This is a genomic window from Parendozoicomonas verongulae, from assembly GCF_009711465.1.
GTDB classification, from domain to species: domain Bacteria; phylum Pseudomonadota; class Gammaproteobacteria; order Pseudomonadales; family Endozoicomonadaceae; genus Sansalvadorimonas; species Sansalvadorimonas verongulae.
In genome coordinates this window covers 1,241-1,711 of the sequence record NZ_SMME01000756.1, presented here as the reverse complement: position 1 = coordinate 1,711, position 471 = coordinate 1,241, and the positions used below count along the sequence as shown (strand labels likewise).

General features: G+C 60.5%; 1 protein-coding gene. It reads left to right on the top strand.

Translation table 11 applies throughout. The features are described from left to right. A partial coding sequence (locus E1189_RS23605; protein ID WP_196221220.1) for a hypothetical protein occupies positions 1-471 on the top strand: 471 nt, incomplete at both ends.

Here is a 471-nt window from a genome sequence, read left to right as displayed (position 1 = left end):
ATGGGAGAGCCGGACAATCTGAAAGCGGCTTGGTACATCTTTACCCGGCTGCGGACCCAGGCGGCAGGTGGGGTGACGAACACGCCTTGTGATAACAAGAATATTGAACTGGCTCTGGGCAGACTGCTTCAGGGCATGGGGGGCACGGACAACCTGAGAGCTGCATTGAACATCTTTACCAGGCTGCGCACCCGTGCGGCCGGGTGGGCCCGGCTGCGCACCCGGGCAGCCGGTGGACGAGTGAACACCCCCTGTGATGACAAGGATATCGAACTGGCTCTGGGCAGGCTACTTCAGGCAATGGGGGGCAAGGATGACCTGAGAGCTGCCCTGGAGATTTATACCCAGCTGCGCACCCGGGCGGCTGGGGGACAGATGAACACCCCCTGTGATGACAAGGATATCGAACTGGCTCTGGGCATACATCTCCAGATTATGGGGGGCACGGCCAATCTGAGAGCAGCCCTGGGA